The organism is Aeromonas sp. FDAARGOS 1403, from assembly GCF_019047325.1.
GTDB classification, from domain to species: Bacteria; Pseudomonadota; Gammaproteobacteria; order Enterobacterales; family Aeromonadaceae; genus Aeromonas; species Aeromonas dhakensis.
The window spans coordinates 1,002,501-1,024,266 of the sequence record NZ_CP077249.1 but is presented as its reverse complement, the minus strand read 5'-3'; the positions used below and the strand labels follow the sequence as shown (position 1 = coordinate 1,024,266).

General features: G+C 61.9%; 21 protein-coding genes and 2 rRNA genes (1 of these 23 running past the window's edge). 10 read left to right on the top strand and 13 right to left on the bottom strand.

Annotated elements, in window-relative coordinates; genetic code table 11:
* Complete coding sequence (waaF, locus tag I6L33_RS04925; protein WP_216973644.1) at positions 1-1,110, bottom strand: lipopolysaccharide heptosyltransferase II; 1,110 nt, start codon at positions 1,108-1,110, stop codon at positions 1-3.
* A gap of 241 nt (positions 1,111-1,351) precedes the next feature.
* Between waaF and I6L33_RS04920 the strand changes: the two genes are divergently transcribed.
* Positions 1,352-2,140 (top strand): glycosyltransferase family 2 protein, encoded by a 789-nt coding sequence (locus I6L33_RS04920; RefSeq protein WP_017766505.1) that lies wholly within the window; start codon positions 1,352-1,354, stop codon positions 2,138-2,140.
* Between the two features lie 84 nt (positions 2,141-2,224).
* Here the strand turns inward: I6L33_RS04920 and I6L33_RS04915 are convergent, their stop codons facing one another.
* Entirely contained in the window at positions 2,225-3,268 is a 1,044-nt protein-coding gene (locus I6L33_RS04915) for a glycosyltransferase family 9 protein (RefSeq protein WP_201882707.1), read from the bottom strand.
* A gap of 222 nt (positions 3,269-3,490) precedes the next feature.
* Here I6L33_RS04915 and coaD point away from each other — a divergent pair, with 222 nt between their 5' ends.
* Positions 3,491-3,973 carry a pantetheine-phosphate adenylyltransferase gene (gene coaD, locus I6L33_RS04910; RefSeq protein WP_017783649.1) on the top strand — a complete coding sequence of 161 codons (483 nt, stop codon included), beginning with the start codon at positions 3,491-3,493 and terminating at the stop codon, positions 3,971-3,973.
* A gap of 54 nt (positions 3,974-4,027) precedes the next feature.
* Here the strand turns inward: coaD and I6L33_RS04905 are convergent, their stop codons facing one another.
* The 6 genes from I6L33_RS04905 to radC all read right to left on the bottom strand — a co-directional run bounded on the left by I6L33_RS04905 (position 4,028) and on the right by radC (position 7,706).
* On the bottom strand, positions 4,028-4,909 hold the full coding sequence (locus I6L33_RS04905; RefSeq protein WP_017780815.1) for a VirK/YbjX family protein: 882 nt from the start codon (positions 4,907-4,909) through the stop codon (positions 4,028-4,030).
* A gap of 178 nt (positions 4,910-5,087) precedes the next feature.
* Positions 5,088-5,900, bottom strand: coding sequence for a bifunctional DNA-formamidopyrimidine glycosylase/DNA-(apurinic or apyrimidinic site) lyase (mutM, locus tag I6L33_RS04900; protein ID WP_123245690.1), 813 nt, complete (start codon positions 5,898-5,900; stop codon positions 5,088-5,090).
* Positions 5,901-5,930: 30 nt separating this feature from the next.
* Positions 5,931-6,386 carry a hypothetical protein gene (locus I6L33_RS04895; RefSeq protein ID WP_005307503.1) on the bottom strand — a complete coding sequence of 152 codons (456 nt, stop codon included), beginning with the start codon at positions 6,384-6,386 and terminating at the stop codon, positions 5,931-5,933.
* A gap of 93 nt (positions 6,387-6,479) precedes the next feature.
* Positions 6,480-6,647, bottom strand: coding sequence for a 50S ribosomal protein L33 (rpmG, locus tag I6L33_RS04890; RefSeq protein WP_005307500.1), 168 nt, complete (start codon positions 6,645-6,647; stop codon positions 6,480-6,482).
* An 11-nt stretch (positions 6,648-6,658) separates the two neighbouring features.
* Positions 6,659-6,895, bottom strand: coding sequence for a 50S ribosomal protein L28 (rpmB, locus tag I6L33_RS04885; RefSeq protein ID WP_005307492.1), 237 nt, complete (start codon positions 6,893-6,895; stop codon positions 6,659-6,661).
* A 136-nt stretch (positions 6,896-7,031) separates the two neighbouring features.
* Positions 7,032-7,706: a DNA repair protein RadC gene (gene radC, locus I6L33_RS04880; RefSeq protein ID WP_005307485.1), complete on the bottom strand. Its 675-nt coding sequence runs from the start codon at positions 7,704-7,706 to the stop codon at positions 7,032-7,034.
* Between the two features lie 147 nt (positions 7,707-7,853).
* On the opposite strand from radC, the gene coaBC reads away from it, so the two are divergent.
* The 4 genes from coaBC to I6L33_RS04860 all read left to right on the top strand — a co-directional run bounded on the left by coaBC (position 7,854) and on the right by I6L33_RS04860 (position 11,258).
* Positions 7,854-9,056: a bifunctional phosphopantothenoylcysteine decarboxylase/phosphopantothenate--cysteine ligase CoaBC gene (gene coaBC / locus I6L33_RS04875; RefSeq protein WP_010635526.1), complete on the top strand. Its 1,203-nt coding sequence runs from the start codon at positions 7,854-7,856 to the stop codon at positions 9,054-9,056.
* A gap of 40 nt (positions 9,057-9,096) precedes the next feature.
* The gene (gene dut, locus I6L33_RS04870; protein ID WP_005307478.1) at positions 9,097-9,555 is read left to right on the top strand and encodes a dUTP diphosphatase; all 459 of its coding nucleotides are present in this window, start codon (positions 9,097-9,099) and stop codon (positions 9,553-9,555) included.
* 69 nt (positions 9,556-9,624) lie between these two features.
* The gene (slmA, locus tag I6L33_RS04865; protein ID WP_005307475.1) at positions 9,625-10,221 is read left to right on the top strand and encodes a nucleoid occlusion factor SlmA; all 597 of its coding nucleotides are present in this window, start codon (positions 9,625-9,627) and stop codon (positions 10,219-10,221) included.
* A 200-nt stretch (positions 10,222-10,421) separates the two neighbouring features.
* Positions 10,422-11,258, top strand: a complete 837-nt coding sequence (locus I6L33_RS04860) for a mechanosensitive ion channel domain-containing protein (protein WP_005307473.1) — start codon at positions 10,422-10,424, stop codon at positions 11,256-11,258.
* A 138-nt stretch (positions 11,259-11,396) separates the two neighbouring features.
* Here the strand turns inward: I6L33_RS04860 and I6L33_RS04855 are convergent, their stop codons facing one another.
* Positions 11,397-11,585 carry a holin gene (locus tag I6L33_RS04855; protein WP_005307469.1) on the bottom strand — a complete coding sequence of 63 codons (189 nt, stop codon included), beginning with the start codon at positions 11,583-11,585 and terminating at the stop codon, positions 11,397-11,399.
* A gap of 431 nt (positions 11,586-12,016) precedes the next feature.
* Here I6L33_RS04855 and pgi point away from each other — a divergent pair, with 431 nt between their 5' ends.
* The gene (pgi, locus tag I6L33_RS04850) at positions 12,017-13,666 is read left to right on the top strand and encodes a glucose-6-phosphate isomerase (RefSeq protein ID WP_139433049.1); all 1,650 of its coding nucleotides are present in this window, start codon (positions 12,017-12,019) and stop codon (positions 13,664-13,666) included.
* Between the two features lie 155 nt (positions 13,667-13,821).
* Here pgi and ilvC read toward each other — a convergent pair whose 3' ends face one another.
* Positions 13,822-15,303, bottom strand: a complete 1,482-nt coding sequence (gene ilvC, locus I6L33_RS04845; RefSeq protein ID WP_019840082.1) for a ketol-acid reductoisomerase — start codon at positions 15,301-15,303, stop codon at positions 13,822-13,824.
* A gap of 201 nt (positions 15,304-15,504) precedes the next feature.
* Here ilvC and ilvY point away from each other — a divergent pair, with 201 nt between their 5' ends.
* Positions 15,505-16,398 (top strand): HTH-type transcriptional activator IlvY, encoded by an 894-nt coding sequence (gene ilvY, locus I6L33_RS04840; protein ID WP_042049777.1) that lies wholly within the window; start codon positions 15,505-15,507, stop codon positions 16,396-16,398.
* On the opposite strand, the gene I6L33_RS04835 is transcribed toward ilvY, so the two are convergent.
* A complete protein-coding gene (locus I6L33_RS04835) occupies positions 16,387-17,259 on the bottom strand; it encodes a transporter substrate-binding domain-containing protein (RefSeq protein ID WP_216973643.1) in 873 nt (290 codons plus the stop codon). The genes ilvY and I6L33_RS04835 overlap by 12 nt on opposite strands.
* 171 nt (positions 17,260-17,430) lie before the next feature.
* Here I6L33_RS04835 and I6L33_RS04830 point away from each other — a divergent pair, with 171 nt between their 5' ends.
* Together I6L33_RS04830 and I6L33_RS04825 are read left to right on the top strand one after the other, a co-directional pair.
* Positions 17,431-17,622 carry a hypothetical protein gene (locus tag I6L33_RS04830; protein WP_005307455.1) on the top strand — a complete coding sequence of 64 codons (192 nt, stop codon included), beginning with the start codon at positions 17,431-17,433 and terminating at the stop codon, positions 17,620-17,622.
* 72 nt (positions 17,623-17,694) lie between these two features.
* Positions 17,695-20,274, top strand: a complete 2,580-nt coding sequence (locus I6L33_RS04825) for a bifunctional acetate--CoA ligase family protein/GNAT family N-acetyltransferase (protein ID WP_216973642.1) — start codon at positions 17,695-17,697, stop codon at positions 20,272-20,274.
* A 79-nt stretch (positions 20,275-20,353) separates the two neighbouring features.
* On the opposite strand, the gene rrf is transcribed toward I6L33_RS04825, so the two are convergent.
* Positions 20,354-20,468: ribosomal RNA gene (gene rrf / locus I6L33_RS04820) — 5S ribosomal RNA — on the bottom strand.
* An 83-nt stretch (positions 20,469-20,551) separates the two neighbouring features.
* Positions 20,552-21,766 (bottom strand): 23S ribosomal RNA (locus I6L33_RS04815) (it continues 1,674 nt past the right edge of the window).

Sequence of the window (21,766 nt, the reverse complement as noted above, 5' to 3'; positions counted from 1 at the left end):
CTAGTGCGGCTCCCCGCGCTTGCCCGGCTCGGCGACAAAACGGGGCGGTTCGCCGGGCGCCAGCGGCGGGGCCGGCGTCTCGCTGCACTCCAGCCGGCGGCCGGCCTCAATGACCTGCTCCGGCATCAGCTCGATCAGGCACTTGAGGTGACCGAACTTGCAGGTGCGCTTGAAGCAGGGGCGGCACTCGATGTCGGTGTGGACGATCTCGACCCGGTCCGCCAGCGGCGGCGTGTAGAGCGGCGAGGTGGAGCCATAGACCCCGATCAGCGGCCGGTTGAGGGCAGCGGCGACGTGCATCAGGCCTGAGTCGTTGGCGATCACCCGCCCGGCCAGCGCCATCAGGTCGATCGCCTCGTACAGGCTGGTCTTGCCCGCCAGCACGTGGCAGTTGGGGCGCGACAGCGGGTTGATCCGGTCGCGAATGGTGTTGGCCACCGCCGCGTCCTTGCCGGAGCCGAAGATCCACACCTGCCAGCCCTCGTCGAGGTGCTTTTGTGCCACCACGGCGTAGTGGCCCTCCGGCCAGCGCTTGGCCGGGCCGAACTCGGCCCCCGGGCAGAGCACCAGCATCGGGCGGGCGCGATCCAGCCCGAGCCGCGCCAGCGCCTTCTCCTGGTTGACGAGATCAACGTTGAGGGCCGGCTGGGGGATGGTCGGGATATCGGCCCGGCTCTTCATCTGCGCCTTGGGATAGGCCAGTGCCAGGTAGGCCTCCACCATCAGCGGAAAGGCGGACTTGTTGCTGCGCATGTCGTTGAGCAGGCCGAAGCGGTGCTCGCCTTTCCAGCCGGTGCGCACCGGGATGCGGGCAAACCAGGGGATCAGCGCCGACTTCATGGAGTTGGGCTGGATGATGGCCTGATCGTACTTCTCGGCCGCCAGCTGCTTGCCGAGCCGGCGGCGGGCTCCCAGCTTGAAGTCGCCGTGACCGAGCGGCATCGGGATGGCCTTGTCCACCTCCGGCATCCGCTCCAGCAGGGCACCACACCAGGCGGGCGCCATCACGTGCAGCTCGCTGTCGGGGTGATTGGCCTTGATCGCCTTGTAGAGGCTCTGGGACATCACCATGTCGCCGACCCAGGAGGGGCCGATCACCAATATTTTCATCTCGCACTTCTCCAGGGCCACGCCCTGCGGTTAATCGTTGCTGGCCGAGATTATGCCCGAAGAATGGCCCGAGAAATAACAGAAGATCCCGCTGCCATGCATCCTGGCGCCAAAAAACAACCCATTTGAAACCGACACGTATCCCGCCGCCGGAACCATGCTCCGCCTGCCGTTTTAGGCTAGAATGGGCGCCAATTTGAGCATGGCCCGCCAGTCGGGCGCCAACAAGAGCCTTTAATCCGTGAACAAACCGACTCTGGCGGCTGTCCTTATCGTCAAGAATGAAGCCGAAAACCTGCGCCCCTGCCTCGCCTCCCTCGACGGACTGGTCGACGAGATCGTCATCATGGACTCCGGCAGCCAGGACGAGACCCCGGCCATCGCCGCCGAATTCGGCGCCCGCTTCTTCGTCAACCCGGTGTGGCCAGGCTTCGGCCGCCAGCGCCGGCTCGCCCAGTCCCACGTGCAATCCGACTGGGTGCTGTGGCTGGATGCGGACGAGCGGCTCACCCCCGAGCTGAAAGCCGCCATCGCCGCCGTCATGGCCAACCCGGCCAGCGACACCATCTACTCGATCCCGCGCCTCTCCTGGGTGTTCGGCCGCTTCATCCGCCACAGCGGCTGGTACCCGGACCGGGTGCTGCGCCTCTATCCCAAGGATCTCACCAGCTACAACGAGGTGCTGGTGCACGAGAAGGTGGAGGTGCGCGCCAACATGAAGATCGTCAACCTGCACGGCGACCTGCTCCACTTCACCTATCGGGATCTGGAGCACTACCTGGTCAAATCCGCCGGCTATGCCCGCGCCTGGGCCGATCAGCGCACCGCCCGCGGCAAGAAGGGCTCCCTCGGCCAGGGGCTGGTGCACGCGCTGGGTTGCTTCCTCAAGATGTACCTGCTCAAGGCCGGCTTCCTCGACGGCAAGCAGGGGCTCTTGCTGGCCATCCTGTCGGCCCACTCCACCTTCGTGAAGTACGCCGACCTCTGGATCCGCCAGCAGCCGCAGGCACCGGAACAGGCGGACAAGTAAGCCGCCGCAGACGGGGCTGCCAGCGAGCCCCCCATACGAGACAGGGCCCTTGAAGGGCCCTGTCTGCATTTGCGCTATCCGCGATCACTGCTCGCTGCGCCAGAACGGCGGCGCCCAGCGGGCGATCGCCGCCGCCATGGTCTTGGGATCGAGCTGACTCATGTCTTCCGGGTGATCGCTGTCTTCCGGCGGGCTGAACGCCAGGTGGCGCCCCTCGCTGTTGAGCGGACGCCAGCGCAGCGGCGTTGCCGAGCGGTGCGCCGGGAAGAAGCCGATGGTGGGCACATCCAGCGCCGCGGCGATGTGCAGCGGCCCTGTGCTGCCTGCCACGAACAGGGCGGCGTTGGCCATCACCTGGCAGAACTTGGGCAGCCCCTCCTCGGAGCGGTAGATCCAGCCGTTGCCACCGTGGGCCAGCAGCTCGGCCGCCAGCTGTTCAGCGATCTTCTCCTCCCCCGGCCCCGCAGTCAGGATGCACTGCAGCTCGGGACAGGCCTGGTTGAGCTTGATGATGAGGCGGGCGTACTGCTCGATGGAGAGGTTGTTGGCCGAGCCGCCGCTGCCGGCATGCACCATCAGCCAGGGGCGGCCGGCATCGAGCCGCAGGCGGGCGGCAACCTGCTCGCGCACCTGTTGCAGGCTCTTCGCATCGAATCTGAGGTAGGGGCCCTGCGGCTCCACCGCGCTCACCTGCTGGTCGGCAAGGAAACGGCGCACCAGATCCAGGTTGTATTCGTACTCCGGCTTCTGGGAGCGGGAGCGGCGCTGGATCAGGCGCTGGTTGTAGAGCACCTGGGCCAGCTTGGTGGCCGGCGCCAGCCGGTAGGGAATGTGCGCCTTCCACACCAGCATGGCGTTGCGGGAGTTGGAGAAGAGGCAGATGGAGGCATCGAAGGCGGCCGCCTTGATGCGTGCCTGCAAGGCACGTTGCTGTTCCTTGTCGGCCCGTGAGCCCGGATCCAGGATGATCTCGTCAATCCAGGGGCAGAGGCGGGCCAGCGGCGCCGTGTAGGCGGGAACCAGGGCAGTCACATGACACTCCATGGAGCGCTTGAGCATGGCAAAACTCGGCCAGGCCAGCATGAAGTCACCAATCTTGTCATTGCGGACTACCAGAATACGTTTCATAAAAAATCCCTTTGCTCCCTGTCACCAACGCAAGGAGGCTTGATGCGCGATGCGGTATTCTTGCCTGATGTATCGCTATTCTCAAGCGAAGACGCCCGTCGGTGCTGATTTGACGCGGCAAAGCCACCATCGGGGCGCCAAAACTCGCCCCAAGGCGGTCGCGCCAATCCCCCAACAGACCCTATAATGCGACCAAATTTCCCGGTTGCAGGAATCAGCAGCATGACCAACAAGGTAATCTATCCCGGCACCTTCGATCCCGTCACCAACGGCCACACCGATCTCATCGGCCGGGCCGCCAGACTGTTTGACCAGGTGGTGGTCGGGGTGGCCAACAGCCCGAGCAAGCGGCCGCTGTTCGATCTGGACGAGCGGGTTCAGCTGGCCCGCCAGGTGACCGCCCACCTGCCCAACGTCAAGGTGGTCGGCTTCTCCGGCCTGCTGGTGGACTTTGCCAAGGAGCAGCAGGCCAACGTGCTGATCCGCGGTCTGCGCGCCGTCTCCGACTTCGAATACGAGTTTCAGCTGGCCAACATGAATCGCCGCCTGATGCCGGAGCTGGAGAGCGTGTTCCTCACCCCGGCCGAGGAGAACTCCTTCATCTCCTCCACCCTGGTGAAGGAGGTGGCCCTGCACGGCGGCGACATCCGCCAGTTCGTCGACCCCATAGTGGCAGCCGCCATCAAGGCCAAACAGACCAAGTAACAACGAAACAGGCTACCCGAGGGTAGCCTGTTTGCTGCTGGGGGCCTGTGCGGCTCAGCCCGCCAGACGCGGGCCCAGCAGCTGCTGGCCTGCCAGGGTCAGCTGATCGAGCCACTCGTAGCGGCGCCGGTACATGGCCCGCTTCTTGGAGGCGATCTCCTCCAGCGGTTTGCGCTGGGCGGGCTGCAACCGCACGAAGTTGGCGTCCAGATCGGTGGCGCCAAACTCCTGCCACAGCTCGTCATAGTCCGCCTGCAGGCAGGCTTTCTTCTTCTTGCTGTAACGCCGGGCCTGATAGATGTGGGCCTTCATCCGCACCGCCGAGATATGCTCGGCCTGCATCGCCTCGGCCAGCTGCATCACCAGCATCACCACCAGCGACTTGGGCCGCACACCGTGGCCCTCCTTGGTCAGCGCACGCACCTTGTCCTGCGCCTGCTCGATGCAGGGCTCCGGGCCCTGTACCGAACCGATCACCACCGCCAGCCGGTTGGGGGTGCCTGCCAGCGAGAAGGCGCAGCTGTAGAGCCGCTTGCCCTGCGGGTCGACGATGGAGAGGGCCAGCTCCGCCTCGCGGCGGAAGGTGCCGTCGTGGCGCAGCACGATGCGGCAGCCGCTCTCGGGATAACGGCCAAGCTCGATGCCATCCCCCAGATAGAGCGGGTCGATCAGATCCGGGTAGCGAGCCAGCATCAGCCGATAGTGGTTTTCCAGCATCTCGGCCCGCTCGGTCGCGGTGGAGCCGGCGAAGCGATAGGGTCGCATCGGCTTGTCGAGCAGCTCGGGATAATGGGCAGGCAGGGCCTTGAGCGGTTCGGCCTGGAACAGCTCGAACACCCGGCTCAGCTGTTGCCGATAGAGCAGACTGCGCAGCACGAACTTGGCGCGATTGAAGGTCTTGCGGGCGCTGTCATCGGGATAGAGGAAGCGCGCCATTTTTTGGGCACAATAGTGCCCCTGCTGGGACAAATGGTCCCAGTCTATTGATTTAGCTGTCATTTTATTGTCTCAAACCGCCTGAACGGTCGAGATAGTAGTGACGGGCGAGCAAATATTCAACAGACTGGAAATACTCTCTTACAACTTGGCCGTTTCAGGCCGAAAAAACCGCGATTCAGCGCTGGCAGTGGGAGCAGAACACGGTCGTGCGCTGCCCCAGCCGGATTTCGCTGAGCAGGGTGTGGCAGTGGAAGCAGGGCTGGCCGCCCCGCCCATAGACCTGCAACTGCTGCACGAAATAACCCGGTTTGCCATCCGCACTGGTGAAATCCTTGAGGGTGGTGCCGCCCTGCCGAATCGCCTCGGCCAGCACCCGCTTTATCTCCCCTACCAGGGTGCCCAGCCGCTCGGCGCTGATGTTGCCCGCCGCCCGCTTGGGATGAATGCCGGCGGCATAGAGCGCCTCGTTGGCGTAGATGTTGCCCACCCCGACCACCACATGGTTGTCCATCAGGAAGGTCTTGATGGCGGTGCTGCGCCCCTTGGCGCGCTCACGCAGGTAATCGGCATTGAAGGCGTCGGTGAGCGGCTCTGGCCCCAGCTTGGCCAGCAGCGCATGTGCCTCGGCCGGCTCGCGGGTCCACAGCAGGGCACCGAAGCGGCGCGGATCGTTGAGCCGCAGCAGCTTGCCGTTCTCGAGCTCGATATCCACGTGATCGTGCTTCTCGGCCGGGGTGCCGATGTCCAGCACCCGCAGGCTGCCCGACATGCCCAGATGGAGGATGGCGGTACCGAAGTCGGTCTCCAGCAGCAAGTACTTGGCGCGGCGGCTGACCCGGTGGATGGTGAGGTCCACCAGCTCTTGGATCTCTCCCGGCACCGGCCAGCGCAGACGGCCGTCTCGCACCACCACCCGGGTGACCTTGATGCCGGTAAGCCAGGGCGAGATGCCCTGGCGGCTGACTTCGACTTCCGGTAATTCAGGCATGGGATCCTCGTGCTGACGCTGAAAAATGGGTTAGGGAGCGGGACGCAGCAGGCTGCGGTACTGCTCCTGGCTCAGGCTGAGCCAGGTCGAGGGGGGCAGCAGGGCGGCAAACTTGCCGTCATCCTGATAGAGCCCCACCTCGATGGGGTCGCTCTGGCCGGCGACCCAGATTTTGAGGGTAACCGGATTGCCGCGCACGGCTTCACCGGGTGGCAGCAGCCAGCCCTGCCAGGCCTCGATGTGCGCCGCCAGCTGGGTACTGTCGAGCCCCAGATCCGGCCCGCTGCGCCAGCCCTGCCCGATGCGCTCTATCTGCCAGCTCGGCCCCTGCCAGGTGAGCACCACGGCGCTCTCCGGCAACAGCGGGCGCGCCCGCTTGGCGCTGTTTTCCTGCTGGGCGATCTCCAGCCGGTGCAACAGGGTGATCACGATCAACACCACCACGATGATCACGTTGTTCCAGCCTCTGCGGCTCAATTTGAACATGACAAGCCTCCCTTCGAACCGGCAGTGTACTGAATTCCGGCCATAAAAAAACCCGGCACAGGGCCGGGTTTTTGGGAATGCAGCATCAAGTAATTACTTGATTTTGCCTTCCTTGTAGATCACATGCTGACGAACAACGGGATCAAACTTTTTGATTTCCATTTTTTCGGGCATGGTGCGCTTGTTTTTGGTAGTGGTATAGAAGTGACCAGTACCGGCGCTGGAGTTCAGGCGAATCTTCTCGCGAATACCTTTAGCCATGATCTAATTCCTTATACCTTAACACCGCTGGCGCGCAGTTCAGCCAGAACCACTTCAACGCCACGCTTGTCGATGATACGCATGCCTTTTGCGGATACGCGCAGGCTTACGAAGCGTTTTTCACTCTCAACCCAGAAACGGTGAGTGTGCAGGTTCGGCAGGAAACGACGCTTGGTAGCGTTGTTAGCGTGCGAACGGTTGTTACCAACTGCCGGGCGCTTGCCGGTTACTTGGCATACTCTAGACATGTCAGTCTCTCCAAATCTTACTTCATTGCTCGAGCAAATATCTGCCCCGCTGGCCTTCGATTGCGGGGCAAACAGAAGGCGGCATTTTATACAGCATCCGTGATCAAAGATCAACTAATACGGCGCCAGAGCACAGTCATAACCAACCGCGCTCGGCGAAAGAAACCGTGATGCCATCACCGATCACCAAGTGATCCAGCACTCTGATATCGATCAGGGCCAGGGCGGCCGTGATCCGATCCGTGATCTGGCGGTCGGCCCTACTGGGCTCGGCGACGCCGGACGGGTGATTATGCGCCAGAATCACGGCGGCTGCATTATGTTTGAGTGCGATCTGCACGATTTCTCTGGGCCAGACGCTCGCCGAGTCGAGGGTGCCGTAAAAAAGTTCAACGAATTGAATCACTCTGTGCTGATTGTCGAGCAGCAGCAGGGCAAACACCTCCCGCGGCCGATCCCGCAGCTGGGCCTGCAGATAGTCTCGGGTCAGCTGGGGCGAGGTGAGCGCATCCCCCCGTTGCAGCTGCTGCGCCAGATGACGTTTACCCATCTCCAGCACCGCTTGCAGCTGAGCATATTTGGCTGGGCCCAGGCCATGCGCCTCGCAGAAGGCACGCCGGTCCGCCCCCAGCAGATTGCGCAGCGATCCGAACTGATTCAACAGGTTGCGGGAGAGATCGACTGCACTCAAGCCACTGACCCCGGTGCGCAGGAAGATCGCCAGCAGCTCGGCATCGGACAAGCCGCCCGGGCCGTGACGCAGCAGCTTCTCACGGGGTCGTTCATCCTCTGGCCACTCCTTGATGCTCATTTGTCTCTCCTTTGTACTATTGAGAGAAAACATAGCAAAGAAATCACGGGAGCCCGGCCACAAGACCCCCATGTCAGCCTCTGTCGTCGACTGCTGCCTGTGGTATCTTAGCCGACCAGTCAGAGTGAGCCGGAAGAGAAACAGCAGATGAGATTGGCCGATAAACGCATCCTGTTGGGTGTCAGCGGCGGGATCGCCGCCTACAAGAGTGCCGAGCTGGTACGCCGCCTGAAAGATCAGGGCGCCGAGGTACGGGTGGTGATGACCCGCTCCGCCAAGGAGTTCATCACCCCGCTGACCCTGCAGGCCGTCTCCGGCCACCCGGTGGCCGACAGTCTGCTGGATCCCGCTGCCGAGGCGGGCATGGGCCACATCGAGCTGGCCAAATGGGCCGATCTGGTGCTGATCGCCCCCGCCAGCGCCAATCTGATGGCCCGCATGGCCGCCGGCATGGCCGACGAGCTGCTCACCACCCTCTGCCTGGCCACCCCGGCACCGGTGGCGCTGGCGCCGGCCATGAACCAGCAGATGTATCTCAACGCCGCCACTCAGGCCAACCTCAAGACCCTCGCCAGTCGCGGCATCCTGCTGTGGGGGCCGGATTCCGGCAGCCAGGCATGCGGTGACGTGGGCCCGGGCCGGATGCTGGACCCCCTCGAGCTGGTAGAGCGTTGCTGTCAGCAGCTCGCCGCCGAGCCGCTGCTGGCCGGCGTCAGACTGCTGCTGACCGCCGGGCCGACCCGTGAAGCGCTCGATCCGGTGCGCTACATCAGCAACCACAGCTCAGGCAAGATGGGCTATGCCATCGCCCGCGCCGCCCGTGAAGCGGGTGCCGAGGTGACACTGGTGAGCGGCCCAGTGGCACTGGCCACCCCGGCCGGCGTCACCCGCGTCGACGTCGAGAGCGCCGAGCAGATGCACCAGGCGGTCATGAGCCGGGTCGGCGAGAGCGACCTCTTCATCGGCTGCGCCGCCGTCGCCGATTATCGCCCCGCCCAGGTGGCCGAGCAGAAGATCAAGAAGACCGGAGACAACGACCAGATGCAGCTGACCCTGGTCAAAAACCCCGACATCATCGCCGCCGTGGGGGCCTTGTCAGACAAACCCTTCACCGTCGGATTTGCCGCAGAAACCGTGGATGTGGAACAATACGCCCTCGACAAACTGCAGCGTAAGCGGCTGGACATGATCGCCGCCAACGACGTATCCCGTGCGGGCCAGGGCTTCAATGCCGATGACAACGCCCTCACCGTGTTCTGGCAAGGGGGTCAAGCCCCTCTGCCCCTGGCCGATAAGCTGACGCTGGCTCGTCACCTGATTGCCCTGATTGCACGCCATTACCGGCGCTGAGCCAGTCAATCGACCACCTCCACTCCAATAAAAACGATTTATGACAACACAAATTGAACTGAAGATTCTGGATGCCCGCATCGGCACCGACTATCCGCTGCCTGCCTACGCCACACCGGGCTCCGCCGGCATGGATCTGCGCGCCCTGCTGGATGCCCCGCTGACGCTGGCCCCGGGTGATACCACCCTGGTACCGACCGGGCTGGCCATTCACATCCAGGATCCGGGTCTGTGCGCCACCATCCTGCCCCGCTCCGGCCTCGGCCATAAACACGGCATCGTGCTGGGCAACCTGGTCGGCCTCATCGATTCCGACTACCAGGGCCAGCTGATGGTCTCGGTATGGAACCGCGGCAAAGAGGCGTTCACCATGCAGCCCGGCGAGCGCATCGCCCAGCTGGTGATCATGCCGGTGGTTCAGGCCAGCTTCCAACTGGTCGATGAGTTCAATCAGAGCGAACGGGGTGAAGGCGGTTTTGGTTCTTCTGGTCGCCAATAACAGACCACACCGGCCCGAGCGGCGGTGCCTAATAACAGAATCAGGCCATTGTTTTTTTTAGGGGAATCCATGGCAAGCAGTAATCAGAAACAGAGTCGGCGCGATCAGATCCTGCAGGCGCTCGCCCACATGCTGGAGACCAGCCCAGGCCAGCGCATCACCACGGCCCGTCTGGCGGCCGAGGTGGGGGTCTCCGAGGCTGCCCTCTATCGACATTTTCCCAGCAAGGCGCGGATGTTCGAGGGGCTGATCGACTTTATCGAAGATTCCCTGCTGTCACGGGTCAACCTGATCATGGCCGAAGAGAAGGACACCATGAGCCGCTGCCACCACATACTGCAGCTGCTGCTGGTGTTCGCCGAGCGCAATCCCGGTATCACCCGCATTCTCAACGGCGACGCCCTGCTGGGCGAGCACGACCGGCTGCGGGATCGCATCAGCATCCTGTTCGACAAGCTGGAGACCCAGATCAAGCAGGTGCTGCGGGAGAAACGGCTGCGCGAAGGCCAGGGCTTCCAGCTCGACGAGACCATGCTGGCCAACCTGTTACTGGCCTACACCGAAGGGCGGATCAGCCAGTTCGTCCGCTCCGAGTTCAAAATCAAGCCCACCGCCGGGTTTGAAGATCAGTGGCAGTTTATCCGCAGCCAGCTGCTGCAGAGCTGAGCAGTACGCCCGGCGACAATGCATTCTCAATCAGCCGCGGCAACGCCGCACCAGGTGAGTTGCAGTAAAGAGGGAGGCCTTGGCCTCCCTTGTTTTTTGTGGCACAAAAGAAGCGGTGAGCACCAGATGCGACCCGGACTGTCGCATGCCAATGTTAGATTCATGCGTCATAAACCTTTTATCGCCTGACAGGACACCCTATGGAACCCGAAATCATTACCGAAGCGCAGACCTGGCTGGTCAACAACCAGGGCCTGCTGATCGAGTATGCCGTCAACATCGCGGCCGCCCTGCTCACCCTGCTGGTCGGCTACATCGCCGCCAACCTCATCAGCGGCGCCGTGGTCAAGGTGATGCAGTCCCGCAAGCTGGACACCACTGTCACCCACTTCGTCGGCAGCATCCTCAAGTACGCCATCCTGGTATTCGTGGTGATCGCAGCGCTGGGCCGGGTCGGGGTGCAGACCGCCTCCTTTGTCGCCATTATCGGTGCCGCCGGTCTGGCCATCGGTCTGGCGCTGCAGGGCTCGCTCTCCAACTTCGCCGCCGGCTTCCTGCTGATCATCTTCCGCCCCATCAAGGCAGGCGAGTTCATCGAGGTGGCAGGCACCAATGGCGTGGTGCAATCCGTTCAGCTGTTCACCACCACCCTCACCTCAGGTGACAACAAGATGGTGGTGGTGCCCAACTCCGCCATCCTCAACGGCACTATCGTTAACTACTCGCGCATGGATACCCGCCGCGTCGACATGACCTTCGGCATCGGCTACGGCTCGGATCTCCGCAAGGCCAAGCAGATCCTGGAGCGGCTGGTGAACGAAGAGCCGCGCATCCTCAAGGAGCCGGCCACCACCATCGCCGTCGCCGCGCTGGCCGACTCCTCGGTCAACATAGTCGTGCGCCCCTGGGTCAAGACCGGCGACTACTGGGGAGTCTGGTTCGACTTCCACGAGAAGGTGAAGCTCACCTTCGATGCCGAAGGCATCGAGATCCCCTTCCCGCAGATGGTCATGCACATGCAAAAGCCGCAGGCGTAAATGCGGTTTTGCAGCCACCCACAATGCCAGCCTTCGGGCTGGCATTGTCGTCTCTGGCTGCGGCAGGGGTGAACACGGCCATAAAAAAGCCGGCCACAATGGGCCGGACTTTGTTTTCAGCATTCCGGGGGCGTCGGCTTACACCAGCCGACGAGCCACCCGGTTGAGCAGCGGTTGCACCAGCACATATCCCCCCAGCACGGCACCGATCACCGCCAGCACCCGCAGCGGCAAGGTAGGGGCTGCACTGGTCAGCACCAGGGTCAGCAGGCCGATGAGGCCGGTGGCGATCAGGCTAAGGGCAAACAGGGACAACACAGCTTTCATAGCGATCTCCTCATTCCAGACAGTAGCCATCCCTGGGAGATCTCGTCCATGCGACACCCATGCTAGCCATCTTGGGCCACCGACAATTTGCGCCTGCGCATGAAATGAGCGAAAAGGCGCCTATCGAATACTCTTTTGGCTGCCATGCCAGGTTGCCACCCCGTCCACAGCAATGCCTCGCCCTGAAAGCCCTTTCAACGGCGGCAAGCCCGACCAAGTATGCGCAAACGCAAGATCCGGCAGCCATGAGTGACTCATAATCGCAGCGTTTTGGTTGTAAACTCGGTCGATGGCAGACAATTGGTAAAGCTCTGTTACACGGGCCGCACCATGGGCTCGGTATAATGGGCCCGGTATAGTGCTCAAATAATAAGGTTTGGCGGGAGCCTTGCCTGCAAGGTTCATACACAACTTGGAAGACTGATAATCCTATGAAAAACATCAATCCAACCCAGACCCAGGCCTGGCAGGCACTGGAAGCCCACTTTGCAGCGAACAAAGAGACCCGGCTCAAGGATCTGTTCGCCCAGGATCCCCAGCGTTTCGACAAATTCTCCCTCACCTTCGGCGGCGACATCCTGGTCGACTACTCCAAGAACCTGATCACCGAAGAAACCCTCAAGTTGCTGATTGATCTGGCCAAAGAGACCGATCTTCGCAGCGCGATCGATGCCATGTTCAATGGCGACAAGATCAACATGACCGAAGGCCGCTCCGTACTGCACGTGGCCCTGCGCAACCGCTCCGACCGCCCCATCGAGTGTGACGGCAAGGATGTGATGCCGGAAGTGAACGCCGTACTGGCCAAGATGAAGGGCTTCTGCGAGAAGATCATCAGCGGCGAATGGAAAGGCTACACCGGCAAGGCGATCCAGCACGTGGTCAACATCGGCATCGGTGGCTCGGATCTGGGCCCGGTGATGATCACCGAGGCACTGCGTCCCTACAAAAACCACCTGCAGATGCACTTCGTCTCCAACGTCGATGGCACCCACATCGCCGAGACTCTCAAAGAGATTGATGCGGAAACCACCCTGTTCCTGGTGGCCTCCAAGACCTTCACCACTCAGGAGACCATGACCAACGCCCTGACCGCCCGCGACTGGTTCATCAAGATCGCCGGTGACAAGGCCCACGTTGCCAAGCACTTCGCTGCGCTCTCCACCAACGGCAAGGCCGTGGCCGAGTTCGGTATCGACACCAACAACATGTTCGAGTTCTGGGACTGGGTTGGCGGCCGCTACTCCTCCTGGTCAGCCATCGGCATGCCCATCGCCCTGTCCGTCGGTTTCGAGAACTTCGAAGCCCTGCTGCAAGGCGCCTTCGAGATGGACATGCACTTCGCCACTGCCTCCTATGAACAGAACGTGCCGGTGCTGCTGGCACTGATCGGCCTGTGGTACAACAACTTCCATGGTGCCGAATCCGAAGCCATTCTGCCGTACGATCAGTACATGCACCGCTTCCCGGCCTACTTCCAGCAGGGCAACATGGAGTCCAACGGCAAGTACGTGGATCGCAACGGCAATCCGGTTGACTACCAGACCGGCCCCATCATCTGGGGTGAGCCGGGCACCAACGGCCAGCACGCCTTCTACCAGCTGATCCATCAGGGCACCAAGCTGATCCCCTGTGACTTCCTGGCACCGGCCATCAGCCACAACCCGATCGGCGACCACCACCCGAAACTGCTGGCCAACTTCTTCGCCCAGACCGAGGCACTGGCCTTCGGCAAGAGCAAGGAACAGGTCGAAGCCGAGTTTCTGGCCGCCGGCAAGACGCTGGAGCAGGTCAAGGATCTGGTGCCGTTCAAGGTGTTCGAAGGCAACCGCCCGACCAACTCCATCCTGTTCAAGAGCCTGACCCCGAAAACCCTGGGTGCTCTGATCGCCATGTACGAGCACAAGATCTTCGTACAGGGCGCAATCTGGAACATCTTCAGCTTCGACCAGTGGGGCGTGGAGCTGGGCAAACAGCTGGCCAACAAGATCCTGCCGGAGCTCAACACTGCCGAGGCTGTCACCAGCCACGACTGCTCCACCAACGGCCTGATCAACACCTGGAAAGCGTGGAAAGCCTGATTTAGCCGGCCTTTCTGAATGCAAAAGCCCCGCTCGATGAGCGGGGCTTTTTTATGGCTGTCGGGCTGGTTTGCTGGCTGGCCGGTCGGGTGTCCAGCCCGACCGGCGACGGGGATCGTCACCCCCGCCTCCTTATCATCCTGCCCGATGCTGGCTTAACCGCCGACGGCGATACGCTTCATGTCCTTCATGTAACCGCGCAGTACCTGGCCGATCGCTTCGATGGGGTGGTTGCGGGTCGCCTCGTTGGCCGCCAGCAGCGCCAGGTTGTCGACGCTCTGCCCTTCCGCCTTGCTGGCACCCAGATCACCCGCTTTCAGGGTCGGCATGAAGTGCTCGCGCAGCAAGGGCACGGCAGCGTTGGCGAACAGGTAGTTGCCGTACTCGGCGGTGTCGGAGATGACCACGTTCATCTCGTACAGGCGCTTGCGGGCAACTGTGTTGGCGATCAGCGGCAGCTCGTGCAGGGATTCGTAGTAGGCAGACTCCTCGTAGATACCGGAAGCCACCATGGTCTCAAACGCCAGCTCGACACCCGCCTTGACCATGGCCACCATCACCACGCCATTGTCGAAGTACTCCTGCTCGGCAATCTTGCCTGCAAACGCCGGGGCGTTTTCGAAAGCGGACTTGCCGGTCTCTTCACGCCAGCCGAACAGCTTGGCATCATCTTCGGCCCAGTCGGCCATCATGCCGCGGGAGAATTCACCGGCGATGATGTCGTCCATGTGCTTCTCGAACAGCGGGCGCATCAGGGTCTTGAGCTGCTCGGAGAGCTCGAAGGCACGCAGCTTGGCCGGGTTGGACAGGCGGTCCATCATCAGGCTGATGCCACCCTGCTTCAGGGCTTCGGTGATGGTCTCCCAGCCGAACTGGATCAGCTTACCGGCGTAGGCCGGGTCTGTGCCTTCGGCAACCAGCTTGTCGTAGCAGAGCAGGGAACCGGCCTGCAGCATGCCGCAGAGAATGGTCTGCTCGCCCATCAGGTCGGATTTCACTTCCGCCACGAAGGAGGACTCCAGCACGCCGGCACGGTCGCCGCCGGTGGCGGAGGCCCACGCCTTGGCGATGGCCATGCCTTCACCCTTGGGATCGTTCTCCGGGTGAACGGCGATCAGGGTCGGTACGCCGAAGCCGCGTTTGTACTCTTCACGCACTTCGGTACCCGGGCACTTGGGCGCCACCATCACGACCGTGATGTCGGAGCGGATCTGCTGACCCTCTTCCACCACGTTGAAGCCGTGGGAGTAGCCCAGTGCGGCGCCCTGCTTCATCAGCGGCATCACGGTTTTGACGACGTCGGAGTGCTGCTTGTCCGGGGTCAGGTTCAGCACCAGATCGGCGGTCGGGATCAGCTCTTCATAGGTGCCGACCGCGAAGCCGTTGTCGGTGGCCTTCTGCCAGGAGGCGCGCTTCTCGGTGATGGCGGCCTTGCGCAGGGCGTAGGAGATATCCAGCCCGGAGTCACGCATGTTCAGGCCCTGGTTCAGGCCCTGGGCACCACAGCCCACAATCACCACCTTCTTGCCCTTCAGCACGTTGCAGCCGTCCGCGAACTCTTCGCGCTGCATGAAACGACACTTGCCCAGCTGGGCCAACTGCTGACGCAGGTTCAAGGTGTTGAAATAGTTAGCCATGGTGATTGCTCCGTTCGATTGATTCCATGCCGGATGGCGGCGTTGTCGAAACCACTATAGCGCGGGACACTTATTGCCTGAACTGATATATTCGAAACAGTACGTTGCAATAATTGAAACGTTAACCCTTCATGATCACATGGCGGGGCTAACCACCCACCGCTGGATATCGGGCAGGCATCCAGCGTCAGGAGCTGAAAGATGGACCTTCGCAATCTCGAACTGTTTCTCCACCTCGCCGACTCCCTCCACTTCGGCAAGAGCGCCGACGCCATGGCGGTCAGTCCCTCCACCCTCAGCCGCGCCATCCAGCGGCTGGAGCAGGAGACCGGCTGTGTGCTGTTCGAGCGGGACAACCGCTCGGTACGGCTCACCCCGGCCGGCGAGAAGCTGCGTGAGTTTGGTGGAGAGCTGCTGCAGGAGTGGCGCCAGCTCAAGCAGGAGCTCAAACGCAGCGATGAGCCGCTGCAGGGCCGACTACGGGTGTTCTGCTCGGTCACCGCCAGCTACTTTCTGCTGCCCGAGGTGCTGGAGCGCTTTCGCCGCCGCTATCCCCAGCTGGAGATCAAGCTGGAGACCGGCGACCCGGCGCTGGCGGTAGACAAGATCCTGGCCGACGAGGCTGATCTCGCCATCGCCGCCCGCCCCGATGCCCTCTCATCCAAGCTGGAGTTTGCCAGCCTGCAGCAGGTACCGCTGGTGTTCATCGCTCCTCGCACCGCACCGCAGCAGAACCAGTGGTTCTCCCAGGGCGAACCTGACTGGGAGCGGCTGCCGCTTATCCTCTCGGAGCAGGGGCTGGCCCGCAAACGCTGCGATCAGTGGCTGCGCAACAAGGGGATCGCCCCCAACATCTATGCGGAGGTGGCGGGCAACGAGGGGATTGTCGCCATGGTGGCGCTCGGCTTCGGCGTGGGGCTGGTGCCGGCGGCGGTGATCGACCACAGCCCCATGGGTGAGAAGGTACGCATCGTCGAGCCCAAGCCGGCGCTCAAACCATTCGATGTCGGCATCGCGGTGCTCAAGAAGCGGCTGGAGGAGCCGCTGATCCGCGCCTTCTGGGATACGGCGCGGGGACAGGGATCACTGCGCTGACAAGGCGGGCAACACAGGTGCATAGATGAGCGAGGGATCCTGCATCATGGCGCGGCTGCCGGCCGGCAGATCCGGATTGCTCAGCTCCAGCATCACCCGCCGATCGAGCTGCAGCCGCCGGATGGTGCTGCCAAAACCCGCCTCGAATATCCGCTCATAGTCACCGGACTGGCGGGCCCGCTGCAGCCCCAGCTCGATGCGCTTGGCCAGCTCCGGATACCTGGGTGAGACGAAAAACAACAGCGCCAGCGGATAGCGAAACACCAGGTGGGGTTCGATGGCCAGATCAGGATGCTGTGTGAGCTCATCCTCGATCTCGATGACCGAGCGCAGAAAGCAGTCGAAGCGCCGCTTGCGCAGCATGTTGAACAGGGCCTCATAGAGGCCGCCCACCACCACGTCGAGGCCGTTCTCCTTGAGCAGACGAGTATCAGGCCAGGATCTGTGCTGGCCGATGCGAAGCCCGGCCTGCTGCCAGTCGATCAGCGATCGTATGTTGGCGAACCGCCCCTCGTCCCCCTGCCGAACGAGGCACACCCGCCAGCCCAGCAACCCTTTTGCCAACGGAACATGAATGGCCAGCAGGGTGCGCACGCGCTCCTCATCGGGCGCAAACACCCCGACCTGCACCAGTTCGCCCCCCTGCAACTCCTTGACCGCCCGACCCTGCTCCATCGGCGGGCTGGCAATCAGCCGATAGGGACCATATTCAGGCACGGTCAGATCGAGGGAGAGTCGCAACAGACCAGCCACGGCGGGATTGGGGTGATCAAGCAGCAGATTCCAGGCCCTGATGGGGGTCTCGGCCGCCTGCACACTGCCAGCCAGCAGAATGACGCACCACAGCCAGCTCCTGATCATTGCACTCCTCCCCTTGTCACTTCCTCACTATAACCTCTCCTCCTCTACCGCCGGGCGCGTGGCAGCACGGATATGTGAGCGACTCGATGTCAAATATGACAGTAGCTACGGCAAGGGGCAGATCAGAGACTAGACTGAACGTTCAACCTGAGTGGAAGAGGGAGTCCTGCCATGATGTCCAATCTGATCGAAATCAACAGCTCGCTGCTGTTCGACGAGTACCTGCAAAGCCTGGGGGTACCCTCAACCTTGCTGGATCAGGAACAGGACATCTATCTGCAGGAGCACCACCTGGCAGCGGTACGCCAGATCCAGGGTGAACTGAGGTTTTACCTCCGCGCCAACGCCCTCACCAAGCAGTGATCCGCAGCCGGTCACAGAACCGGCGCTGAATGCATATTACACTGGCACCATCCGCCACCCACGGGAGTGCCCATGAAACCAAGCGGCCTGGATCGGCTCTTCAAACCCCAGTCAATCGCCGTCATCGGCGCCTCGACCGACCCGCAGAAGGCCGGTCACGTAGTCATAAGGCACCTGCTCGCCGGCCAGTTCAAGGGCCCCATCCTGCCGGTCAGCCCGCACAGCAAAGCCATTGCCGGCGTGCTGGCCTATCCCGACATCGACAACCTCCCCCTTGCCCCTGACCTCGCCATCGTCTGTACCCGGCGGGAACGGGTACTGACCCTCATCGAGGCGCTCGGCAAGCTAGGAGCGGGTGCCGCCATCATACTGGCGGCCGATTTCACCCCACCTGAGCGCGAACAACTGCAGCGACTGAGCCGGCAATACGACATCCGCCTGCTCGGCCCCAACAGCATGGGGATGTTGTTGCCGGGTCAGGGCATCAATGCCAGCTTCTCACCGATTGCCGCCAAGCCCGGTCAGGTCGCCTTTCTCTCCCAGTCGGCCGCCGTCAGCACCACCATTCTGGATTGGGCCAAACAGCATGAGCTCGGCTTCTCGGCCTTCATCTCCCTTGGCGATCACTGCGATATCAACTTCGGCCAGCTGCTGGATCAGCTCTCCCGCGACAGCGTGACCCGCGCCATCCTGCTCTACATGGACAAGCTGCAGGATGCCCGCCATTTTCTCTCGGCCGCCCGTGCCGCCGCGCGCAACAAGCCCATCCTGGTGCTCAAGAGTGGCCGCCATGAACCGGACAACGGGCTCGACAACGTCTATGACGCCGCCATCCGTCGCGCCGGCATGCTGCGGGTACGGGATACCCACGAACTGTTTGCCGCCGTCGAGACCCTGAGTCACTCCCTGACCCTCAAGGGGGAGCGGCTCGCCATCATCTCCAACGGCCGTGGCCTGGCCAACATGGCGATCGACAAGTTGCTGGAGCGTGGCGGCAAGCTGGCGATGCCGCCCCGCGACATCGGCAGCGATGCCGACATCAATGACTATCAGCAGGCTCTCGACGACCTGCTGCAAGGGGACGAGGCTGACGCCATCCTGCTCATCCATGCCCCTTCGCTCACCGCCCGCGGTGCCGCACTGGCCCGCAGCCTGATCGACTACGTCAAGCAGCATCCCAGGGCCAGACGCTTCAATATCCTGACCAACTGGGCGGGGGAATATTCAGCCCAGGAGGGGCGCAGGCTGTTCAGCGAGGCAGGATTCCCCACCTACCGCACCCCGGAGAGCGCGGTCGCCGCCTTCATGCACATGGTGGAGTATCGCCGTAACCAGAAGCAACTGATGGAAACCCCTGCATCGCTGCAGGGTGACAGGCTCGACGTTGACCAGTGCCAACTGCTGATCCGGCAGGCGCTGGAACGCAAACAGCTCACCCTCGACACCCATCTGGCACACCCCATTTTGCAGGCAGCTGGGCTCTCCACCCTGCCGACCTGGATCGTCTCCGATGCCATCGAGGCCACCCTGACCGCGGAGCAGATCGGCTATCCAGTCGCGGTCAAGCTGCGCTCGCCAGACATACTCCACAAGTCGGCCGTACACGGCGTCATGCTCAACCTGCGCACCTCGGCCGAAGTCGCCCAGGCAGCGGACGCCATTCTGGATCGAGTCAGGCAACACGACCCCGGTGCCCGCATCGAAGGCCTGCTGGTACAGCGGATGGCACGGCGCAGCGGTGGCCTGGAGCTGCGGATCCGGCTGCAACAAGACCCGGTGTTCGGCCCCGTCATCCTGCTCGGGGAATCAGGTGCCGAGCCGCAGGAGATGATGGCTGCCCTGCCGCCACTCAACCAGGCGCTGGCACGCTACCAGATCATAGGGGCGCTCAAGAGTCGCAAGATCCGCGAACAAGCCAGTCCGGAACGACTCGATATCGATGCCCTCGGCCAGGTGCTGTGCCAGCTGTCGGAGCTGCTGCTCGCCTTCCCCGAGATCCAGCAGCTGGATCTGCACCCGCTGCAGGCCTGCGGCGCCGAGATGGTGGTGCTGGACGCCAGCCTGACCCTGCAACCCCATGAAGAAGGCAGCTGCAGGCTGGCTATCCGTCCCTATCCCACCGAGCTGGAAGAGGGGGCCTGGCTCAAGGATCAGAGCCATGTGCTGCTGCGCCCCATCCGACCGGAGGATGAGCCTGCCCACAAGCAATTTGTCCTCAAGGTATCGGATGAAGACAGGTACAAACGCTTCTTCGCCGATGTGGGGGAGCTGGGGCACGAAGAGCTGGCCCGCATGACCCAGATCGATTACGACCGGGAGATGGCCTTTGTCGCCGTGGGACAGGATGGGGAACGAAAAGATCAGATTTTAGGGGTGGTTCGCGCCATTTCGACGCCGGACCTGAGCGATGCCGAGTTTGCCATTCTGGTACGGTCCGACCTGAAAGGGTTGGGGCTTGGCAAACTGATGATGGAGAAGATTGTGCGTTATGCCAGGGAGCGCGGCATTGGCCAGCTGTCGGGCATGACCATGCCCAGCAACCGCGGCATGATCAACCTGGCCAAACGGCTTGGCTTCAAGATCGATATCCAGCTGGAAGATGGGGTAGTCAACATGGAGCTGCCCTGTGCGGAGCGAGCAGAGGGGGAATAGCACGGGAAACTGTGCAGAAATGGCTGAATTTCAGGCAATAAAAAAGCCCGCTCAAATGAGCGGGCTTCTTCAATTGGGTGCCTGGCAGTGTCCTACTCTCGCATGGCGAATGCCACACTACCATCGGCGCTACAGCGTTTCACTTCTGAGTTCGGCATGGGGTCAGGTGGTTCCACTGCGCTATTGCCGCCAGGCAAATTCTTCAATCTGAAAAAGCTGATTTAATTCTTCGTTCTCGGTATCTGCTACAAGTCTTCGAACACTTCTTGGGTGTTGTATGGTTAAGCCTCACGGGTAATTAGTATGGGTTAGCTCAACACGTCGCCGCGCTTACACACCCCACCTATCAACGTTGTGGTCTCCAACGGCCCTTTAGGACCCTCAAGGGGTCAGGGATGACTCATCTCAGGGCTCGCTTCCCGCTTAGATGCTTTCAGCGGTTATCGATTCCGAACTTAGCTACCGGGCAGTGCCACTGGCGTGACAACCCGAACACCAGAGGTTCGTTCACTCCGGTCCTCTCGTACTAGGAGCAACTCCCTTCAATCATCCAACGCCCACGGCAGATAGGGACCGAACTGTCTCACGACGTTCTGAACCCAGCTCGCGTACCACTTTAAATGGCGAACAGCCATACCCTTGGGACCGACTTCAGCCCCAGGATGTGATGAGCCGACATCGAGGTGCCAAACACCGCCGTCGATATGAACTCTTGGGCGGTATCAGCCTGTTATCCCCGGAGTACCTTTTATCCGTTGAGCGATGGCCCTTCCATTCAGAACCACCGGATCACTATGACCTACTTTCGTACCTGCTCGACCTGTCCGTCTCGCAGTTAAGCTGGCTTATGCCATTGCACTAACCTCCTGATGTCCGACCAGGATTAGCCAACCTTCGTGCTCCTCCGTTACTCTTTGGGAGGAGACCGCCCCAGTCAAACTACCCACCAGGCACTGTCCGCGAGCCCGATTCAGGGCCCTGCGTTAGAACATCAAACATACAAGGGTGGTATTTCAAGGACGGCTCCAGCGCAACTGGCGTCACGCCTTCAAAGCCTCCCACCTATCCTACACATGTAGGTTCAATGTTCAGTGCCAAGCTGTAGTAAAGGTTCACGGGGTCTTTCCGTCTAGCCGCGGGTACACCGCATCTTCACGGCGAATTCGATTTCACTGAGTCTCGGGTGGAGACAGCATGGCCATGGTTACACCATTCGTGCAGGTCGGAACTTACCCGACAAGGAATTTCGCTACCTTAGGACCGTTATAGTTACGGCCGCCGTTTACCGGGGCTTCGATCAAGAGCTTCGCTTGCGCTAACCCCATCAATTAACCTTCCGGCACCGGGCAGGTGTCACACCCTATACGTCCACTTTCGTGTTTGCAGAGTGCTGTGTTTTTGATAAACAGTCCCAGCCATCTGGTCACTGCGACTCCCGTCAGCTCCATCCGCAAGGGACTTCACCAACAAGAGCGTACCTTCTCCCGAAGTT

Excerpts from the sequence above, each read along its gene's own strand:
- dut (WP_005307478.1), top strand. The coding sequence starts at position 9,097 with ATGACAACACAAATTGAACTGAAGATTCTGGATGCCCGCATCGGCACC.
- radC (WP_005307485.1), bottom strand. The coding sequence starts at position 7,706 with ATGAGCATCAAGGAGTGGCCAGAGGATGAACGACCCCGTGAGAAGCTG.
- I6L33_RS04905 (WP_017780815.1), bottom strand. The coding sequence starts at position 4,909 with ATGGCGCGCTTCCTCTATCCCGATGACAGCGCCCGCAAGACCTTCAAT.
- I6L33_RS04895 (WP_005307503.1), bottom strand. The coding sequence starts at position 6,386 with ATGTTCAAATTGAGCCGCAGAGGCTGGAACAACGTGATCATCGTGGTG.
- waaF (WP_216973644.1), bottom strand. The coding sequence starts at position 1,110 with ATGAAAATATTGGTGATCGGCCCCTCCTGGGTCGGCGACATGGTGATG.
- I6L33_RS04835 (WP_216973643.1), bottom strand. The coding sequence starts at position 17,259 with ATGATCAGGAGCTGGCTGTGGTGCGTCATTCTGCTGGCTGGCAGTGTG.
- coaD (WP_017783649.1), top strand. The coding sequence starts at position 3,491 with ATGACCAACAAGGTAATCTATCCCGGCACCTTCGATCCCGTCACCAAC.
- I6L33_RS04915 (WP_201882707.1), bottom strand. The coding sequence starts at position 3,268 with ATGAAACGTATTCTGGTAGTCCGCAATGACAAGATTGGTGACTTCATG.
- slmA (WP_005307475.1), top strand. The coding sequence starts at position 9,625 with ATGGCAAGCAGTAATCAGAAACAGAGTCGGCGCGATCAGATCCTGCAG.
- pgi (WP_139433049.1), top strand. The coding sequence starts at position 12,017 with ATGAAAAACATCAATCCAACCCAGACCCAGGCCTGGCAGGCACTGGAA.
- rpmB (WP_005307492.1), bottom strand. The coding sequence starts at position 6,895 with ATGTCTAGAGTATGCCAAGTAACCGGCAAGCGCCCGGCAGTTGGTAAC.
- I6L33_RS04830 (WP_005307455.1), top strand. The coding sequence starts at position 17,431 with ATGATGTCCAATCTGATCGAAATCAACAGCTCGCTGCTGTTCGACGAG.
- ilvY (WP_042049777.1), top strand. The coding sequence starts at position 15,505 with ATGGACCTTCGCAATCTCGAACTGTTTCTCCACCTCGCCGACTCCCTC.
- ilvC (WP_019840082.1), bottom strand. The coding sequence starts at position 15,303 with ATGGCTAACTATTTCAACACCTTGAACCTGCGTCAGCAGTTGGCCCAG.
- I6L33_RS04860 (WP_005307473.1), top strand. The coding sequence starts at position 10,422 with ATGGAACCCGAAATCATTACCGAAGCGCAGACCTGGCTGGTCAACAAC.
- I6L33_RS04855 (WP_005307469.1), bottom strand. The coding sequence starts at position 11,585 with ATGAAAGCTGTGTTGTCCCTGTTTGCCCTTAGCCTGATCGCCACCGGC.
- mutM (WP_123245690.1), bottom strand. The coding sequence starts at position 5,900 with ATGCCTGAATTACCGGAAGTCGAAGTCAGCCGCCAGGGCATCTCGCCC.
- coaBC (WP_010635526.1), top strand. The coding sequence starts at position 7,854 with ATGAGATTGGCCGATAAACGCATCCTGTTGGGTGTCAGCGGCGGGATC.
- I6L33_RS04825 (WP_216973642.1), top strand. The coding sequence starts at position 17,695 with ATGAAACCAAGCGGCCTGGATCGGCTCTTCAAACCCCAGTCAATCGCC.
- rpmG (WP_005307500.1), bottom strand. The coding sequence starts at position 6,647 with ATGGCTAAAGGTATTCGCGAGAAGATTCGCCTGAACTCCAGCGCCGGT.